12 protein-coding genes are annotated in these 17,988 nt (G+C 59.6%); 8 read left to right on the forward strand and 4 right to left on the reverse strand.

All coding sequences use genetic code 11. The annotated features are described in order from the left end of the window. Window positions 1-107 precede the first annotated feature (107 nt). The gene (locus tag ABEB25_RS17455) at window positions 108-1,859 is read left to right on the forward strand and encodes a hypothetical protein (protein WP_345737714.1); all 1,752 of its coding nucleotides are present in this window, start codon (window positions 108-110) and stop codon (window positions 1,857-1,859) included. A gap of 6 nt (window positions 1,860-1,865) precedes the next feature. Here the strand turns inward: ABEB25_RS17455 and ABEB25_RS17460 are convergent, their stop codons facing one another. Both ABEB25_RS17460 and lepB read right to left on the reverse strand, forming a co-directional pair. Beyond that, window positions 1,866-4,622: a hypothetical protein gene (locus tag ABEB25_RS17460; protein ID WP_345737715.1), complete on the reverse strand. Its 2,757-nt coding sequence runs from the start codon at window positions 4,620-4,622 to the stop codon at window positions 1,866-1,868. A gap of 117 nt (window positions 4,623-4,739) precedes the next feature. Then, window positions 4,740-5,948 carry a signal peptidase I gene (lepB, locus tag ABEB25_RS17465; protein WP_345737716.1) on the reverse strand — a complete coding sequence of 403 codons (1,209 nt, stop codon included), beginning with the start codon at window positions 5,946-5,948 and terminating at the stop codon, window positions 4,740-4,742. Between the two features lie 182 nt (window positions 5,949-6,130). Between lepB and ABEB25_RS17470 the strand changes: the two genes are divergently transcribed. From ABEB25_RS17470 to ybeY, 7 genes are all read left to right on the forward strand, one after another. Next, window positions 6,131-8,344 (forward strand): serine/threonine-protein kinase, encoded by a 2,214-nt coding sequence (locus ABEB25_RS17470; protein ID WP_345737717.1) that lies wholly within the window; start codon window positions 6,131-6,133, stop codon window positions 8,342-8,344. Window positions 8,345-8,430: 86 nt separating this feature from the next. Next, window positions 8,431-9,255 carry a hypothetical protein gene (locus ABEB25_RS17475; protein WP_345737718.1) on the forward strand — a complete coding sequence of 275 codons (825 nt, stop codon included), beginning with the start codon at window positions 8,431-8,433 and terminating at the stop codon, window positions 9,253-9,255. 48 nt (window positions 9,256-9,303) lie between these two features. Then, on the forward strand, window positions 9,304-9,759 hold the full coding sequence (locus ABEB25_RS17480; RefSeq protein ID WP_345737719.1) for a hypothetical protein: 456 nt from the start codon (window positions 9,304-9,306) through the stop codon (window positions 9,757-9,759). A gap of 38 nt (window positions 9,760-9,797) precedes the next feature. Further along, on the forward strand, window positions 9,798-10,037 hold the full coding sequence (locus tag ABEB25_RS17485) for a hypothetical protein (RefSeq protein ID WP_345737720.1): 240 nt from the start codon (window positions 9,798-9,800) through the stop codon (window positions 10,035-10,037). A gap of 63 nt (window positions 10,038-10,100) precedes the next feature. Next, entirely contained in the window at window positions 10,101-11,057 is a 957-nt protein-coding gene (locus ABEB25_RS17490; RefSeq protein ID WP_345737721.1) for a PhoH family protein, read from the forward strand. Between the two features lie 111 nt (window positions 11,058-11,168). Beyond that, a complete protein-coding gene (locus ABEB25_RS17495) occupies window positions 11,169-12,860 on the forward strand; it encodes an HD family phosphohydrolase (protein WP_345737722.1) in 1,692 nt (563 codons plus the stop codon). Then, a complete protein-coding gene (gene ybeY / locus ABEB25_RS17500) occupies window positions 12,857-13,291 on the forward strand; it encodes an rRNA maturation RNase YbeY (protein WP_345737723.1) in 435 nt (144 codons plus the stop codon). Before ABEB25_RS17495 ends, ybeY begins: the two co-directional genes overlap by 4 nt. Before the next feature lie 623 nt (window positions 13,292-13,914). Here the strand turns inward: ybeY and ABEB25_RS17505 are convergent. Then, entirely contained in the window at window positions 13,915-14,397 is a 483-nt protein-coding gene (locus tag ABEB25_RS17505; RefSeq protein WP_345737724.1) for an iron-sulfur cluster assembly scaffold protein, read from the reverse strand. A 32-nt stretch (window positions 14,398-14,429) separates the two neighbouring features. Beyond that, window positions 14,430-17,687 carry a preprotein translocase subunit SecA gene (gene secA / locus ABEB25_RS17510; RefSeq protein WP_345737725.1) on the reverse strand — a complete coding sequence of 1,086 codons (3,258 nt, stop codon included), beginning with the start codon at window positions 17,685-17,687 and terminating at the stop codon, window positions 14,430-14,432. Between the last annotated feature and the right edge of the window lie 301 nt (window positions 17,688-17,988).

The following is a 17,988-nucleotide window of genomic DNA, read 5'->3' on the forward strand; positions in this document are numbered from 1 at the left end:
CCTCATCCGTTCGAAAGACAGAAGGACAGACATGATCACGAAAAGCTTGCGGGCCAGGACGCGATCCGGCATTTCTTGAACGGCTGATTTTCTCATTTAAAGCGCCCATGCCTCCTCACGATCCATCCGACGATTTCAGCCAATTGCCCACAGCGGATGGAAACACACCCCATAGCCTCGCTCAGCAGCCCTCGGCACGTCGCCAGCAGACCCGCATCGGTCCGCGTTCCACCACCGCTCATGTCGAGGCCCCGCCAGTAGAAGAACCAGCCGCGCCCTTCACGGACGAGTGGCAGGAACTGCTTCAAAGTTCCAGCCCAGCTCCCTCTACCTTTGGCTGGCCCGAAAGCGCCTTCCCTTCCCACTCTCAGGAGTTGCCCCCACAGGAGCCCGCCCAGCCCCCGACTCCTCGCCGCACGGTCGTTGGTCGCCGTGCCCCCGTACCGGAAGCCAGCCCTCCACCCACTGCTGAGGAGCAACCTCCCGAAGTCGCCCCTGCCCCCGCTGCCAGAAGTCGCACCGTCATTGGCAAACGCCCTGCCACGCCCACTGCAGATGCGGCACCTCCCGCAGCCCCGGAACCACCTCCCGCAGCCCCGGAACCACCTCCGCAGCCCCCGAAAAAACCGGCTCCGCTCGCCCAGGAAAAACGCCCGGCGGCAGCCCCCAAATCCAAGCACAAAAAAGCGGACCCAGAACCTGCCCCTACACCCGAGTCAAAAGCCGACAAAGCCCCCCAGGAGCCGTCCGTCGAGAAAACCACGGATGCCGCTGGCGGCAAAGAAACGCCTCCTTCATCGGAAAACGCTCCCACCACCACAGTCCCTGTTCAGCCCGGCCTCATCCGCCAATACTGGGAACGATGGGGTGGCAAGGCCCTCAGTCTCAGCGTGGCCGTTCACGCCCTCCTCCTTCTAGGCGGGGCCTTGATCGTCGTCACCCAGGTCACTGAAAAGCAGGTGGACTTCCTCCCTGGCGGCGGCACCCAGCAGGGGGCCGAAGCCTCCCAGGCCCTGGAGCACAAGATCCAGCAGAAGAAAAACCCCTGGCTGAAAAAATCCATGCCCCTGCGGAAGATCGCCGCGGCCAATTCCATCTCCGACATCGTCCTCCCGGATGAAGCTCCCGACCTCCTGGAACTTCCCCAGTCCAAAGACCTCTTTGCCAGCAATAAGCTGACGGCCGGCATGGGCCTGGCTGGCGCAGGCGGCGGCTTTGGCAAAAGCGTCGGCCTCGGCGGCCAGAGCGGCATGACCTTCCAGCCCTTCTCCATGTTTGGCATGCAGATCAAGGCCAAGCGTCTCGCGCTCGTCCTCGATGTCTCCACCTCCATGGCCCCTCACCTGCCCCGCGTGATTGAGGAGGTGGACAAAGTAGCCCGTGGCAGCATCGTCATCCTCTACTTCGGCTGTGGCCTCGAGCCGCCCCCACCCCAGGGCCTGGAGGGCGATGAAGTTTACTCCACCTCCAGTGTCGAGTTTGAAAAATTCTGGCGTCTCGGCGGTGCCACCCTCGAGGAAACTCGAAAGTTCCGCATTGACCCCAAAAAGGATATTCAAAGCGAGGCCATCTACCGCGTCCTCTCCAAACGCCCGCAGACCTATTTCATTCACAACACCGGGCTCGGTTACACTTGGCTGGCCCTTCTGCATGACAAGCTCCGCACCGCCGATGGCATCTACTGGTTTTCCGATTTCCAGGACCGCGTGGACTTTAAACAAGTCACCATCGTCCGCGAAAACCTGGAGCGCCGCAAACAGCGCCTCTACATGCACGCCTACATGCGCGGCACCGCCTATGATCTCGTCAAAACACAGCTAGTGGACCCAACCAAAGGCGATGTGAAACTGGAGGAGTAGGCCCCTTCATTTCGCCTTCTCATCCTGCATCACATGCGCTTCCAGGATCGCGATGTGATACAGCTCCCCGGCATCGAACTCCGGTCTCCCCATCGGCTTCCACAAAGCCAGGATGTGGGCGCTGCCGGACATCATTATGAGATGACCCGTTGCCTTTTCCACTAACAAATCGGTAAGAGGAACCTCCACAGCAGCACTCCCCTCCGCCGCCAGATTCAGCGCATACCGCACAGGTTCAGCGGGGTGATGCCGGATCTCATAGTCCACCTTCAGCAGCCTCTCGTCCTCCTCATTGTCCACCGCCACCGTCAGGCTCGTTCCCACAGCCATCGTCTGCCGCTCCACCTCCGCCGCACCTTCGTCATTCACCCGGAATGACTCGAACACCTTCAGTTCCTTCACGTTTTCCACCGTGTGCTCATGGTTGCCGCGCACGCTGAGATTCAGTGTGGCCAGAGATTTGACGTCTGTCCCGCCCCCAACCAAAAGCTTGTCCAAAATCGCACGATGATCGGCTTCCTGTCCTGCCTTCAGAAAAACCTCGTTCGCCTTGGCCGCCGGGATTTCCAGCAGGTGGAGGATAAAACTAACGTCTGAGGGGTCACGGCCATTGAGCCTCTTTAAATAAGCCTCCATCAAGGCCAGATTGGCCGCCGTATTTTTCACTGTCATGAGTCTGGCAGCGGGCCCCGTGTAAGACACTTCGGCTCCTTCCGGGAAAGGAATGCCCTGCGCTTTGAAGAGATCCTTGGCCGACAGTTCCTTGCCGAATGGGTCAGGAAACATCCGGGGAGATCCCACCTCGTGAAGGATAAAATCGGGCGTCACTTTGAATATCTTCGTCACCATTTTGTCCTCCTCCTTGGCAGGAACGGGGCTCACTTCCGCCATAGCACCTCCCGTCTCGACCTCGAAATGCCTCGTGTGGCGGCTGATGTCACACTGGATGAACACCGCCTCCAAAACATCCTCACCCACCTCCCCTCCCTTCCCCACGGGCCTCCACACACCGATCAGCCGCGTCTCCCCATGGCTTAAAATGGCTTCCGTCTCGATTCGTCCCAGATGAAACTCATTCAGCGGCATGATGAAGGAGCGTCGGGAAGCTGGATCCGACAGCTTTTCTCGCCTCGGGCTCGGCAGCGCATGGTGACGCTCCACACTCATGTTGACACTCACCTGTGAGTCACCTCCGGACATGTAAGAATCCAGGGTTAGCAGAAACCCTGACGGGCGGCGCTCAGTCTCCATCACGGGTTGCTGGCCGTTTTGCCAGCTCAGCTCACTCACCCAATGTTTGTCCATCACGGATTCCACGATGGCGCTTTCATTGGGACGCGTCTCCGCAAAGGCCACGGCCACTTGTTCCGCATCCTTCCGTCCCACAGCCTCACGCAGCACATCGCGCATGGCCCGGTGGTTGCTTTGATGGGCCACCTTCAGGATCTGCTCGCGCACCAGCGCCGCTGGCGCGCGGATCACTTCGACCGTGTATTTTAAGGTCTTGGGAAACATTTCCGCGTAGTGCCCTACCCACCCCTCGACCACGGGCATCATCTCGGCAGTCGTTTTGACCCGCAGACGCTTTTGCTCATCCAGGCCCACCTGACTCGTTGCAGGCACCTTCAAGCCGTTCAATCCCAGCAGCTCGCGAAGGTCCTCCTGATCGGCCCCTGGATTGACGAAGAAAAACTCCCGGGGCAGGTCGAAGGTCCGTTCGATCAACTGGTCTGGAGACTCCAATGTCGCTGAAGATGCCAAGGGAGCCTCGGGCCCATGAGACAAAACATGAGCCGTCAAAAACACGCCCTGGCTGACATCCGCGTCCTTCAAGGCGGGATCACCTTTGACGGGCCACAGGCCCAGCAAGCGAGTGTGACCGCTCTTCATCTTCACCTCGGTTGAGATCTTCGCCGTCTCAAACTCAGCCAGCGACATCTCCAATGGCCCGCCAGAGACTGGCTCCGTCAAGGTCTCCTGCCTCGCAGGCTGTTTCAGCAGGGTGTGCTGCACCAGCACTCTCATGTCCAGGGTTTTACCATCCTCTTGGATGAAGGTATCCAGATCCATGTGAAAGCCCAGGGGCTGTGTCTCGGTCTCCACTTCGGCCCGGCCCTTGGCATCCAGGACCAGATCAGTCGCATGCTCATGTTCCGTTACCGTGCTGAAAGTACTCCGGCTGCCACGAGGCATCTCCAGAAAAGCCGTGTGCAAAATCTTCACCGCCCCCGTCTCCCGCTCCGCCTCCTTCATCAGGTCTTTCAAGGCCTGCGTCTGATCCATCTTCTGAGCTTCGTTTGCGGCCAGCAACCTGAGCAAGGGCCCCGGGGCCTGCACGAGATGGGCGGTGATGGTCACCGTCTGCGGTTGCCTTTGTTCCGTTCCTGCCAACCATGCCTCCACGAGGTCCAGATTCGCCGTCGTATTCTTCACCGTCAGCGTGCCCGCCGCAGGATGAAATAAGGCGGAAGTCCCAGCAGGAAACTTAATCCCAAAGGCGGTCAGCCTCTCTTTGGCCGATCTAAAATCACCGCTCTGACGGAAGGTTTCCCAGCGCTCCAGGGGCGAGCGCGGAATCGGCGGACGGTAGCCGATCGGGTCAGCCGCCGCTGGCGAATCTGCTGCGCTTGCAATGCTCAAAAAATCCTTCCCTACAGCAAAGACACGTGTTTCCAGGCCAGCCTCCTTTGCCTGCCCCCACACCGTCGCCAGCATCACACCGACCACCACCCCAGTTCGGATTCGCCGCCAAAGCCATTTCATGGCACCAAAATAGCCAACACAGCCCCGGCACGTCGAGCCTCATTTTCACCTGCTTTCATCAGGCAAAAAAGTCTCTTCGCTATCCGGCTCGGCGGATTGTAAACGAGGTTTCAGCCGCTACTTGATCAGCCCCCAGTGCTTCGTCAGCGGCCAGTAGCAAAAAAAGCCGGAACCCACCAGATTCCGCTCAGGGACGGGACCCCAGTAGCGCGAGTCACTGCTGCTGTAGCTGTTGTCGCCCATCGCAAAGTACTGTTCTTCACCCAGTTCGATTTTGGCGATGCCACCACCAATGGCGTTCGGGTCCGAATACCCCCGATAACCATCCACGGGGGCTTCAAAAGTGCCTTGCATCACCCGTTTAAAACCGGGCTCCTGCGCTTCGGTTCCATTGATCAGAAGTTTGGGCGACTTCACTTCCAGTTTGTCTCCTGGCACACCCGCGAGACGCTTGATGTAATGCTGCGAGCCCCAGCGCGGATCAAAACTTTGCTGATTTTCAATGCCCCCGATGTGCTTCGTCGTGAACACAAACACCTCTCCGCGCTTCGGCGAGCGGAAGTGATAGGAGAACTTGTCTACCAGCACATGGTCACCATTGTTCACCACGCCGCTGGCCAGCAACTGCCCTTTCTCCACCCTGATGCCCCCTGGGATCACCACCCGGTATTTCATGTCTGGCGTGTCATTCCCGGTCAGCACCGGCTGCGAGCGCAGATGCCTAGCCAGTTGCAGCTCATTGGTCAGCTGGGAGTATGGGGCCATGATGTCAATCTTATGCCCGTCTTCAAAATGAAGCCTGCAGTAGGGCATAAAAATCAGCCAGTGCTTGTGCTCCGTCACCGGATCATCCCGGCGTAGAACACCGCTGTGGTCAGAAACCACGTGAATCTGGCGGCTGCTGGTCAGGAATGTCTTCAGGTAGCCCGCGATCCCCGTTCGCGGATCCTCCGCCGTCGCCTGCGCCGTGATGCCGTTCAGCGTCGGTTGCATGGACCCCGTGGGGATCTGGAAGGGCTGCGCAATGTATCCACGGATGCCCAGGGCGATGACGATGGCCACAAAGAACACCTCCACATTGTCACCGATCTCGCTTGAGGCCGCCTCTGGCAGCGCCTTCTCACAGACCTTGTTGATCTCCTCGTTCAGTTCCCCCAGGCGCGTCTTGTCCCGCGCCTTCATCGCCTGCTCCAGGCTCCGGCGCAGTCCGCAGATCTCTTCCAGCTTCGCCGGTGGCAGCAAATCACGCTTGTAATCAATGAATCGAGTGACGCCTTTGTGCAGCAACTTTGCATGCTTCAGGTAGCGGGGAGTGAGGAAAAACATGTGCACGGATGGTCGGAGACCTGCTGCGCTCGTCAAGCACGAGCTGAATCCCTGACCAAGAATGTCCTGAATACGCTCAAAATCCGTCTCCAAAGCGTAATTTAGCAAACATCGCTCTTGCCAAACCCTCTGCCTTTGGATTCTCCTTACCGCCAGCTCAGCATACCCCCAAAAAACCCTGGATGGCGGAACGATACAAGATCTATGACAAACTCGGCGCCGGTGGCGTGGGGGCTGTGTACCGCGCTTATGACAATGAGTTAAAGCGCTGGGTCGCCATCAAGCGACTCATCTCCGCCAACGATGCCAGCGGGGACCAAGGTCTCGCTGCCGAGCTCCGCCGCGAGGCCGATGCCCTCGCCTCGCTGCGCAACCCCAACATCGTCACCATCTTCGATGTCGCCAGCGACGCCGAAGGCCTCTTCATGGTCATGGAACTTCTCGAAGGAGAAGACCTTGCCGATGTCGTCGCTCGCGGTCCACTGCATTACGATGACTTCAAGGAGCTGGCCTCCCAGACCCTCGAAGCCCTGCTGGCCGCCCATCAGCGCCACATCCTCCATCGCGACATCAAGCCGGAAAACATCAAGGTTGAGCGCCTGCCCGGCGGACGAATGCAGTCCAAGATCATTGATTTCGGCCTAGCCCGCGCCGGCATGCGTGCCCGCAAACAGACCGAAGACCAGGAGGGCACCGTCATGGGCTCCATCTTCTACATGGCGCCCGAGCAGCTCACCCGCGCCCCGGTGGATGTCCGCACCGATCTCTACTCCCTAGGCTGCGTCTTTTACGAGGCCCTCTCCGGCCGCAAAGCCTTCGATGGCGAGACCCTCAACATCGTTATTGATAAGCACATCAATCACGACATCATCCCGCTCAACTTGGTGGCACCGCACGTGCCGCCCTGGCTCGGCGCCTGGGTTCTGCGCCTCATGGCCCTCAATCCTGAGGACCGCCCCACCGGTGCGCAACAGGCCATCGAAGAATTCCGGGCTTGGGAAAAAATGTCCGCCGCACCGCCGATGATGCCCTGGATGCCTCCAGGCTACGGCCCGCCGCCCGGGACCTACACGCAGCCGATGTATCCCGGCAGCGCCACCACCAGCACCATCCCCATTCAGCCCGGCTACTACCAGCCCCCGCAGGAGGAAGCTTACGCTCAACCCGTGCTGGAGGTCGTGCCCGATGCGGAGCCCATCCTGGAGATGGCCGCCTACACCACGCCCATCTCACGCCCCAGCCCCACCACCGGTCGCCCCCCAGTCGGCAGGCGCACCATGCCGACTGGCCGCTCCCCTTCCACACGGCTCCATGCCCCAGCACCTGAGCCCGCCAGCAGCGGCTCCAAGGCCAAGATCTTTGCCATCATCGGCACTGGCATCGCCCTCGTGCTCGGCGCAGGCTGGTTTTTCTTTGGCAGCAAAAAGGACACCGCGAGCGGTGGATCCGCCGCTACAAGCATCCTCTCCACCGGCCCGGACAAGGTCAAATACGAGCTCCCCCAAGACAGACTTTTCCCTCCGATGGATAGCGATATCTGCCTGCACCTCGTCGCAGGCGTCGGCTGCATCGGTAAAGACGGAAAGATCGCCCCGCCTGATGGCGTGATCCTCGACTGGCATGACATTTCCCCCCTGGGCAATGACAACCTGGCGCGAGCCTACAACAAAAATGCCGACTACGCCCCAAAGCGCAGCTTCTGGCCCACCCCGACCTCCGGCATCATCGGTGCCAAGCCCAGCCGCAGCGTGCTCGATTTCCGGCCTCGCGAAGGACGCCCCGTCGCCATCGCCCTCACCGATCCCGCCGGAGAAAAAAGCAAGTTTCCCTTTGGCCAGACACCCCCGCGCGGTGAATCCGGCATGACCCTCGCCCTCGTCTTCCAGGTCGATGAATCCCGTCTTCCTGTCCGCGTCCTCAGCTTGTCTGGCGAGGACGGCAGCTCCGTCATCCTGCGCGTGGACAAATACAAAAAAATCATCGCAGACTTCCGCAACGGCGGTTCCCTGGGCTCCATCACCTGCAATGGAGTGGACCCCACTATCCCTTGCACTGTCGTGCTCACCTGGCAAACCGCGACCAGCGTCACCGAAATGCGCGTCAAAGACGCACCCGGCAAAACCTTCCGCGCCGCCGCCAAGACCAAGCCGCCCACCGCCCCCCTCACCCGTTTGCAAATCGGTAAAGTTGTCGGAGCCAACCAGGACAATGCGCCTGCAGAAGAGCAGTTCTCCGGCTACCTTGCCGAGGTCGTCATGTATTCCTCCCTGCTCAAGCTCGACCAGATCCAACTCCTCGAATCCAAAGTCCTGCGCGACCACTACATTCAGGGCCCTCCCACCACGCCGCCCCCTGCTCCAGCACCAGCTCCGGCACCTTCTGCTCCCCAGAAATAGCCACCATTCAAAGCGGTTGCGGTTCAGCCCATTTGCGGCTTACTTCCAGTTGAATTTTCTTACTAGACCACGCCGTCTCATTGCTCATGAACCGACCCTCCCTTCCCTGCTTGTTTGTCATCACCGCTGCGGCAGCCCTCGTCACCGCCGGCCCCATGTCAGCCCAGGCCGCCAGCGCTGGCGTGCAGGAGTTTGACCCCCGCGCCTTCCCAGGCCAGGTCGTCGAAGATGTCGTCGTCCCAGTCCCCAGCGAAGTCTTCTCCGTGCTCGACAAACTCGGCGAGCCCAACTGGCGCCAGGAAATCCGCAGCCTCAACCTCCCCAAAACCCCGGACCGCACCAAACTCTCCCTCCTCTTCGGCCTTGTCGTTGCGGAAGGTTTCGTCGCCGTCCAGGCTGAGGACAAAGAAGCCGTCAAGGACATCGGTCGCGAAGTCATTGATCTCGCCACCTCCCTCGGCCTCATCAAGTCCGTCCGCCCCCACGCCCAGGCCATTCTGGATGCGGCTGACAAGAGCGACTGGGCCAGCATCCGCAAGGAATTCGACCAGACCCAAAAAACCGTCCGCGACTCCATGGAACAAATGAAGGACGCCGATCTCTCCCAATGCGTCAGCATGGGCGGCTGGCTGCGCGGCACCGCATCCGTGACCTCCGTCATCGGCAAAAGCTTCTCCGCAGACCGTGCTGAACTCCTCAACCAGCCCATGCTGGTCGAACATTTCATTGCCTCCATCTCCAAGATGTCCAAGGACAAAAAAGATCACGCCGTCGTTGCCGACATTTCCAAAGGCCTGAAAGACATCCTCGCCAAGATGGAAGGTGCTGTGGATGGATTCACCAAGGATGGCGTCCGTGAAATCGGCAAGACCTGCGACAGCCTGCTGACCGATATTCTGGCAGCCAAGTAAAGACCGGCCCCCTCGCGCCACCGCGCTAACCCCTTACCGGATCCGTCCATGCATTTCCTTCCTACTCGTCACTTCCACCGTGCTGCCGCTGCCTTCCTGGCGGCGCTGCTTCTCATCGGTGCCCCCCTGACTCACGCCACCATTGACGATGCCCACAGCTTCGCCATGGAGGCCGCCACCCCTTTCGTCGAACAGGGCTTCATCGTCCGCGAAGACTACTGGAACGGCGAAGTCAAAAGCGGCCAAAAGCTCATGGTCCGCCACCAGATGTTCAAAGGCAACGAGTACGCCTTCTGGCTCGGCACCGCCAGCGAAGACGTGACCTTCGAGCTTAAGGTCCTTGATGAAAAAGGCAAAGAGATCGAACTCGATTTCAAAAGCCAGGGCATGTTCGCCACCGTCCGGGTCAATCCTCCCAAGACCGGCACCTACAGCGTCGTGTTTTCCCTCACCTCGAAAAAGGAAAAAGGCGTCTATTGGGCCCTTGCCTACGGTTACCGTTAATCCTTCCCTGTCAGTAGCATCCACAGCCTCACACGATCATGAACAATCCATACGAGAGTCCATCTGCCGATGTCAGCACCACTACCCGCACGGTCATTACTGACATTGATATCCCTTTCGGCAGGCTGATCGTAATCATGCTGAAGACCATGCTCGCCTCCATCCCCGCCGTCATCGTGATGTATGCCATCATGGGTGCCATCGCTCTCGTGATCGTGCTCCTCTTCGGCGGCGCCGCACTGATGAGCGGCCTCAATCCCGAAGCACTGGGCAAGTAGCTCTGCGCGTTTCTAAAAACGCAGACTGCCAGGGCTTCGACCTCCCTTCCCCAACCTGTTTCCATGCCCGTCGAAACCCTCACTTATGAGTCGCCCCAGTTTCTCCAAAAACTGATCGGTCACGACCTCTCCGGCCTGCGCATCATTGCCGACGCCCTCCACGTGCAGATCACCAGCCGTGATGGCTGGGTCCGCATCGAGGCCGAAGAACCTGCCATCCTCGCGGTCAAGGAAGTCTTTGCCCAGCTCGAGCGCATCCGCCGCCAGGGCGGCGAGGTCACCCCCACGATGCTGCGCCTCGTCACCGAAAGTGTCCTTACCGAGCACGGCAGCGCCCCGGCGGATGCCATCATGAACCTCAAGCTTCAGGGGTCCTCCCGGAAGCCTCCCGTATTGGTCAAGACACGCGGCCAGATCGCCTACGTCCAGGCCATGCGGGACCATGAGGTCGTCTTCGGCATCGGCCCCGCCGGCACAGGTAAAACCTACCTCGCCATGGCCCAGGGTCTACATCTCCTCCGGGAAAAGGCCGTCCAGCGACTCGTCCTCACCCGCCCTGCCGTCGAGGCTGGCGAGGCCCTCGGCTTCCTACCCGGAGATCTCAAGGAGAAAATCTTCCCCTACCTCCGGCCCCTCTACGATGCCCTCTACGACATGCTCGACCCCGATGAGGCCGAACGCATGATCGAGCGTGGAGCCATCGAAATCGCCCCGCTCGCCTACATGCGTGGCCGCACCCTGAAAAATGCCTTCATCATCCTGGATGAGGCCCAGAACACCACCACCGAGCAGATGCTCATGTTCCTCACCCGCCTCGGTGAAGGTGCCCGCTGCGTCATCACCGGGGATCCCTCCCAGGTGGACCTCCGCCGCCACGTCCGTTCTGGCCTCCGCGAATCTGTCGAGGCACTCCAGGGCGTCGAAGGCGTCAAATTCGTCAGCTTCCTGTCGAAGGACATCGTCCGCCTCCCTGTCGTTCAGCGTATCATTGAAGCGTACGACCGCCATCGAGCCCAATAATAAAGCTCGGTTAAATAAATGTTCATTTGAACCGCTTTTGATAGAAAAGGCTTCTTGTAGCCGACCTTGAGTGTGTTAGCATTCCGCTAATACTTCTCGAAAATCCCACTCATGTTTGAATCCATTCGCCGGGCCAAATTGCAACGAGCTGGGCTTTCTTGTGGGAAGAAGCGCCTCAAACATCAGGAAGGCGACCTCGTGGATGAACTCCGCACCCATCGTGCGGCCACCATCGCTGTTTACGTCGGCTTCTTCATCGCCCTCGGCATCCTCATGAAGATGGGCGCGGCGGTCATCCCTGGTACCGTCACCCCCCAGCCCATCGCTTACCTTTGCATGGCGGCCATCGCCTCCGCCCTGGTCGTTCATCTCCGGGTCGCCCTCACCGAAGACGTTGAGGACAATGCCGAGCTCGCCCTCGTTCTTGGCACCATCCTCCTGCAGATGGCCGCCAATGTGGCCATGCTGGATTACGGCAATCAGCAGAGCTGGACCGGCGCGCTCCTCGTCGTCGCCATGCCGCATGCCTTTGCACCGCTGGTGCTCTCCGTCATCCTCGGTCGTAAAATGGGGCTCTTCGCCGCCATCTACTCCACCCTGCTCGGGACCATCGTCTGCGTCGCGGTGAACCCCATCACCTACCTCGCCTCATCCTCCCTCATCGGGTTCCTCGTGGTCCTCTTCACCAAGCGAGTCCGCCGCCGCAACCGCCTCTTCATGGCCGGCCTCTACATCGGCGTCGTCGCAGCCGTCTTTTCACTGCTTCTATACGAGGCTTCCGGCACGGGCCTCGGCGGCGTCTCCATCGGTCGTGTCCTCGGCGTCCCCTTTGTCATGGGCATTCTCACCGGCCTCCTTGTGGGTGGTCTCCTCCCGGTTATCGAAACTCTCTTTGGCGTCACCACCGAAGTCTCCTGGCTCGAGCTTGCCGACCTCAACCACCCCCTCATGAAGCGCCTCAGCATCGAGGCCCCCGGCACCTATCACCACAGCCTCGTCGTCGCCAATCTCTCGGAGGCCGCCGCGGAATCCATTGGCGCCAATGCCGCCATGACCCGCGTCTGCGCCTACTTCCATGACATCGGCAAACTCACCAAGCCCGAGTACTTCATCGAAAACATGGACCCTGCGGACAATCCGCACGATGACCTCACCGCCCGCATGAGCGCCCTCATCCTCATCGCCCATGTGAAGGACGGTGTGGACCTCGCCATCAAGCACAAGCTCAACGTCAGCATCATCGACGTCATCGAGCAGCACCACGGCACCTCCCTAGCCTGGTATTTCTACAAACGCGCCCTCGATCAGAAGGCCGAAATGATCCGCCTGGTCGAGCAGGGCAAATCCAAGGAAGACGACGTCCCCCAGGTCAGCGAAGAAGTCTTCCGCTACCCCGGCCCCACCCCTCAGTTCAAAGAATCCGCCATCATCTCCCTGGCCGATGCCGTCGAAAGCGCCTCACGCGCCCTTGAAAAACCCAATGCGTCCCGCATCGAAGGCCTCGTGGATGAACTCGTGCAGGACCGCATGAAGGACGGTCAGCTCGACGAATGCGACCTCACCATCGCCGAGCTCGCCAAGGTGAAAGCCAGCTTTGTCAAAACCCTCCTCAGCATGATGCACAGCCGCATCAAGTACCAGAAGGGCACTGAAAGCCCGACCACCCACGTCATCACCAAAGACATCGCCGCCACCACACCCGTCCATGATGGCATGACGCTCATCACCGACAACCCTTACGCCACTGGCGCAGGCAACGAGAAAAAACGCCCGGCACGCAAGCCGCCAGCCTCCGCTGCATGATGGCCAAACTGTTGCTGTACAACCGCCAAAAGACGCACCGTCCCGATCTGCCCTGGCTGCGCCGCATCGTCAAGGCCGCCCTGCCCCACTGCCTCGCTGCGGCCAGATCCCCCGAGGCCCCGCTTCACGAACTGGAAGAGATCGAATTCACCATCGTCTCTGATGAAGAGATCGCCGTCGTCCATGCCGAGTTCCTGGATGACCCCACCCCCACCGACGTCATCACCTTTCACCACGGTGAAATCCTCGTCAGTGCAGACACCGCCCTCCGCCAAGGCAGCGACCACGGCCAGCCCCTCAACCCGGAGCTCGCCCTCTACATGATTCACGGCCTCATGCACCTCGGCGGCTGGGACGATCACGACCCCGAAGAAGCCGCCGAAATGACCCGCCAGCAGGAGGCCATCCTCCAAACCTGCCTGACCTCATAAGAGCCAAAGGAAGAATCACAAGGCAAAGGCTGACCAGCCAACTCGGCAAAGCCAAAGTACTAAAGAGCTTTAGCTCGCTAAAACTCCCGCCTCTGATTCCATTCCGCATCTCACAAAGACGCGAAAAAGGTCTCATGGTCTCGACAAAAGAAGGCCAAAAAAAACATCCCCCTCGCCCTAGGAACTGGGGTTGCGAAGCCGCGAAGCGAAAGGGCCAGGGGTGAGGGGCTGTCGAAGCTTAAATAATCCACACCTCCACGCTCCACAAAAGCGGCATTCTAAATCTGCGATGGCATAACCAAAAGCGTCGCCATCTCGAAAACATGTTATACGATTTAGCTACAATGCAAGCTTCAGGCCTCTTGGGCCTGATACGCATCCCGATACCTCTCCCCAGCCGCAGAGCGGCGTCCGTATCTTAGCCGCGCCTTTCAAGGCGCGGTTTTGTCCCTCGCACCGACTTCACTCATCGCGTCGCAGCGCGACGCCCGAACGACCGCAATTTCACCAATCCATCTCGCTAAATCGTATTACACTTCGCCCGCCATTCCGAAGGGACCTCAAAAACCCAACTCAGCCTTCCGCGTTCAGGTTCCCATCAGCCTCCCCTCACCCATCGGCCCTCACGACGGCTGCAGCACGATCTTGATCTTCCCGGCAGTCTTGCCCGCATCAGCCAGGCTATCCATCAAGGTAGGACCAGTGGGCGCAGTCGCAGCAGCAGGAGTCGTCGCCACGGCTGATTCCGCTTCCAGGGCCGCCTTCAGCGCCCCTTCCACCATCTGCCCACAGTGAATCTTCATCGGCGGCAGTGCTCCCAGAGGGGCGCTCAGTTCGGCGGCGCTCATTTGCAGAGCCTCCTCCTTCGTTTTGCCCCGGATGAGCTCCGTCGCCAGGCTGGCCACTGCAATGGCCGTCTGACAGCCGAAGCTTTGAAAGCTGGCCTTGTCGATCACCTTCTTGCCATCCTTTTCCTTGTACTTCAGCCACATGCGCACCATGTCCCCGCAGTCGGGAGAGCCCACGGTCCCCACCGCATCCGCATCCGGCATTTCGCCAAGGTTCTGCGGATTGGAAAGGGCGGACTGGAGGGCGTCTTCGTTCATGGGCTGGGCTATGGTAAAAGGATACGGAGGAATTAAGCCGTCCGACCGCAGCAGTTCTTGAACTTTTTGCCACTGCCGCAGGGGCAGGAGTCATTGCGGCCCACATTGGCCAGAGGCTTTCTCTGCGGCACCATGCCGGGGAGGATCAGCTTCGGACCATCGGCACCGGGATTGTGCGGCTTCGGCTTTTCAGGCTCGGGCTCAGGGGCAGGCCGTGCCTGAGGCTGCTGGATCACCAGATTGCCATCTTGGATCTGGATGCCATTGCCCTGCTGCTGCTGCATCATGGCGATCTGCGCCAGGAACTGCTCAAACGCGGCCAGTTGCTGCGTACTGCGGAACAGGTTGCCCAGCACCTCGCCATTGATGTTGCGCATCAGTTCAGCAAAGATCGTGAAGGCTTCCTGCTTGAATTCGATGAGCGGATCTTTCTGTCCGTAGCTGCGCAGGCTGATGCCTTCCTTGAGGGCATCCAGCGCATACAGGTGCTCCTGCCACAGACGGTCAATGGCGTTGAGGAGGATCATCTTCTCGATCTCCTGGAGGGCCTGCGGATTGGCCCCGCCCACCTTCACATCATAGGCACCCAGGATCTTGCCCTGCAGCCATACGCACTGGCCATCAAAGTCCATCGCCTTGAACTCTTCGTCAAACTCACGCAGGCCGATCGGCACCGTGGTGTTGATCCACTGGAGTAGATTTTCATAATCGGGCTCCATGTCGCTGCCACGGTCTTTCGGCAGGAATTCCTCCAGGCGTTCCTTCAGGCCTTTCTCCACCGCTTCATTGATGAGCAGGCGGGGATCGTTGCTTTCCAGCACGTCATTGCGCCATTCATAGATGACTTCGCGCTGCTGGTTCATCACATCGTCATACTCCAGCACGCGCTTGCGCCAGGTGTAGTTGCGCTGCTCCACACGCTTCTGGGCCGTCTCGACGGAGCGGTTCAGCCAAGGGTGCTGCAGCTCTTCGCCTTCAGCCATGCCAAAGCGTTCCATGATCTTGGTCATCCGGTCCGCCGCGCCAAAGTTGCGCATCAGCTCATCCTCAAAGCTGAGGAAAAACTTGCTCTCGCCCGGGTCACCCTGACGGGCACAACGACCGCGCAACTGCCGGTCCACCCGGCGGGATTCGTGACGCTCCGTGGCCAGCACCATCAGGCCGCCCAGTTCAGACACGCCTTCGCCCAGCTTGATGTCGGTACCACGGCCAGCCATGTTGGTGGAAATGGTCACGGAACCTTTTTGACCCGCACGGGCCACGATCTCGGCCTCCTGGCGGTGATACTTCGCATTCAGCACCGCGTGCGGAATCTTCTGCAGCTTCAGCATGCGGCTCACGGTTTCGGAAGCTTCCACACTGGCGGTGCCCACCAGCAGGGGCTGACCCTTCGCATGGCGCTCGCGGATCATCTCGATCACGGCATTGTACTTCTCACGGCGCGTCTTGTAGATGCTGTCGTTCTGATCCAGGCGCTTCACCAGACGGTTAGTCGGGATCGTCAGCACGTCCAGACCATAGATGTCATGGAATTCGGAGGCATCCGTTTCAGCGGTGCCCGTCATGCCACCCAGCTTTTCATAAAGGCGGAAGTAGTTCTGAATCGTGATGGTGGCCAGGGTCTGAGTCTCGGCATCGATCTGCACACCTTCCTTAGCTTCCACAGCCTGATGCAGGCCATCGCTCCAGCGGCGGCCCGCCATCTTGCGGCCCGTCTGCTCGTCCACGATGACCACCTTGTTCTCCTCAACAACGTACTCCACGTCCTTCTCATAGAGGCAGTAGGCACGCAGAAGCTGGCTGATCTGGTGGATGCGCTGCCCCTGGTGGGAGAGGCGGTCCTGAAGTTCATTCTTCTTCTGCAACTTTTGGGCTTCCGTCAGGGAGGCATCGCCATCAATGTCAGAATACAGCGTGGCGAGGTCGGGCAGCACGAAGGCGTCCGGCTCGTCAGGGCTCAGGAAATTGCGGCCCATTTCGCTGAGGTCAGCATCGTGGCTCTTTTCTTCGATGGAAAAGTACAGGCCTTCCTTCAGTTCAAAGAGATCCTTCTTCTGGGTGTCCTCATACATCTTCAGCTCGGCCTTCTCCAAGGCGCGGCGAAGCTCGGGATCTTCCATGCAGCGCATCAGCGCACGGTTCTTCGGCTGGCCCAGACGGCACTGGTACAGCTTGCGACCCGCCAACTCCAGATCGCCCTTTTTGGCGTCTTCCTTGGCCTCGGTGACCAGGCCGTTGCAAAGGGTGTTCTGACGTCTAACCAACTGTTCAACCAGCGGCTTGTAGCGCTCATACTGGTGCGTACTCTCAGCTCCGGCCACCGGGCCGCTGATGATGAGCGGCGTGCGGGCTTCATCAATGAGCACGGAGTCCACTTCGTCCACAATGGCGAAGTAGTGGCCGCGCTGCACCTGCTGCTCCTTGCTAGAGGCCATGCCGTTGTCACGCAGGTAATCAAAACCGAACTCGCTATTCACCCCATAGGTGATGTCGCACTGGTACTGGTCGCGGCGGATGTGGCTCGGCTGGTCGTTTTGGAGGCAGCCCACGGTGAGACCGAGAAACTTGTAGAGGTAACCCATCCACTCCGAGTCACGACGGGCTAGGTAATCATTGACGGTGATGACGTGCACCCCACGACCCGTCAGCGCATTCAGCGCGACTGGCAGGGTTCCAACGAGGGTCTTGCCCTCACCGGTGGCCATTTCGGCGATCATGCCACGATGCAGGGCAATGCCGCCAATGAGCTGCACATCAAAGTGCACCATGTTCCATTTCAGCGGCGTGTCGCAGACGATGTGCTCCTGACCGACCAGACGGCGGGCCGCGCTTTTCACCACCGCATAGACTTCCGGCAGGATGTCGTTGAGGATCTTGGAGATGATGTTGGCAAACTTCGGTTGGATCTCGTTCCAGGCGTCGCGGGCCTTGTCGATGCGGGCCTTTTTGTCTTCGATGGAGGCACCGTTCCAGGCGCTTTCTGCCAGATAGCTGGCATCCAGGGATGGAAAGTGAGGCTTCAGCGCCGTGAAATAACCTTCCACATGGCGCAGGCAGGCTTCGACAGTTTCTTCATCGGCAATGCGCAGCGAAACCCCGCCCAGGAAATGGGGCGTGTGAAACGCGCGGAACTGGGCTTTCCATTTGGCGCAACGTTCGCGCAAGGCGTCATCAGATTCGTTTTGAAGCTGGGCTTCGATCCGGTTGATCTCGGCCACAACCGGTTGCAAGCGCTTCACAGTACGCTGGTTTTTGGTGCCGATGATTTTTTTGATGATCCACTCGAACATAACAGAAAGGGAATGACAGAAAGACCGCCGCGTCGCAATGGGGCGTGGCGGTCGGGCCGTCTACTTTGGAGAGGATACGCGACTTGGCAAGCAGGGAGGGTGGGCTAAGAACGCATCCTGAACACCCGCTTCCAGCCCTATAAATGCGCTCCAACTTCCTTTTGAGGGACGGAAAGCCGGGACCTAAGCAGGCAACACCCGCCGAAGAAAGAATAAATCGGCGACCGGACCTGATCTGGATGGGCTCATTCTCCGGGCCTGAAACATTGCGTTCGAGCACATTTCTCACTCGCATTTCCTG

This window comes from Prosthecobacter algae (genome assembly GCF_039542385.1).
GTDB lineage: Bacteria > Verrucomicrobiota > Verrucomicrobiia > Verrucomicrobiales > Verrucomicrobiaceae > Prosthecobacter > Prosthecobacter algae.

Coding starts and splice junctions, on each gene's coding strand:
- ABEB25_RS17455 (WP_345737714.1), top strand. CDS start 108: ATGCCTCCTCACGATCCATCCGACGATTTCAGCCAATTGCCCACAGCG.
- ABEB25_RS17460 (WP_345737715.1), bottom strand. CDS start 4,622: ATGAAATGGCTTTGGCGGCGAATCCGAACTGGGGTGGTGGTCGGTGTG.
- lepB (WP_345737716.1), bottom strand. CDS start 5,948: ATGTTTTTCCTCACTCCCCGCTACCTGAAGCATGCAAAGTTGCTGCAC.
- ABEB25_RS17470 (WP_345737717.1), top strand. CDS start 6,131: ATGGCGGAACGATACAAGATCTATGACAAACTCGGCGCCGGTGGCGTG.
- ABEB25_RS17475 (WP_345737718.1), top strand. CDS start 8,431: ATGAACCGACCCTCCCTTCCCTGCTTGTTTGTCATCACCGCTGCGGCA.
- ABEB25_RS17480 (WP_345737719.1), top strand. CDS start 9,304: ATGCATTTCCTTCCTACTCGTCACTTCCACCGTGCTGCCGCTGCCTTC.
- ABEB25_RS17485 (WP_345737720.1), top strand. CDS start 9,798: ATGAACAATCCATACGAGAGTCCATCTGCCGATGTCAGCACCACTACC.
- ABEB25_RS17490 (WP_345737721.1), top strand. CDS start 10,101: ATGCCCGTCGAAACCCTCACTTATGAGTCGCCCCAGTTTCTCCAAAAA.
- ABEB25_RS17495 (WP_345737722.1), top strand. CDS start 11,169: ATGTTTGAATCCATTCGCCGGGCCAAATTGCAACGAGCTGGGCTTTCT.
- ybeY (WP_345737723.1), top strand. CDS start 12,857: ATGATGGCCAAACTGTTGCTGTACAACCGCCAAAAGACGCACCGTCCC.
- ABEB25_RS17505 (WP_345737724.1), bottom strand. CDS start 14,397: ATGAACGAAGACGCCCTCCAGTCCGCCCTTTCCAATCCGCAGAACCTT.
- secA (WP_345737725.1), bottom strand. CDS start 17,687: ATGTTCGAGTGGATCATCAAAAAAATCATCGGCACCAAAAACCAGCGT.